We start from the raw sequence: 644 nt of genomic DNA on the forward strand, positions 1-644 counted from the left end.
ATTTAGGACTGACTGACTTTATCGTCCTATCAGATGGCAGCAAAGTCGCTAATCCTACCTTTTTATCGAAGCTGCAACATAAGCTCGCGCGAGAACAGAAAATACTGGCCAAGCGTAGAGCAGTGGCCAAGGCCGATCAACGCAAGCTGTCTGACAGCCGCAACTATCAAAAGCAAAAAGTTAAAGTCGCCAAAGTCTACGAGCGTATCACGAATTGCCGAAAAGACTTTCTGCACAAACTCTCATTCAATCTCATCAAAAACCACGATGTGATTGCGATTGAGGACTTAAACGTCAAAGGCATGGTTAAGAATAGAAAGTTATCTAAAGCCATATCAGACAGCTCATGGTCAACCTTCACCACCATGTTGAACTACAAGGCTGAATGGTACGGTAAAGCGCTAATCAAGGTTGATAGATGGTATCCATCTTCTAAGACCTGCTCAGGCTGTGGTCACTTACTGACTAAGGCTGAGCTACCATTACAGGTGAGATCATGGAATTGCCCCAGCTGCTTGCAATCCAACGATAGAGACATCAACGCCAGTATCAATATCCTAAACGAAGGATTGAAGTTGGCAACAATCAAAACCGTCGGTACGACGGGGTTAGCTTAGTCAATTTGCCTAACCGCTGATACAAAA

The 644-nt window shown here is 44.4% G+C and carries 1 protein-coding gene; it reads left to right on the forward strand.

The window, feature by feature from the left end; genetic code table 11:
- Window positions 1–617, forward strand: a 617-nt coding sequence (locus tag AC2FA3_RS15065; RefSeq protein ID WP_490510294.1) for an RNA-guided endonuclease TnpB family protein, incomplete at its 5' end; no start/stop codon positions are given.
- Window positions 618–644 lie beyond the last annotated feature (27 nt).

This window comes from Janibacter sp. CoH_79_TC_3, from assembly GCF_058197955.1.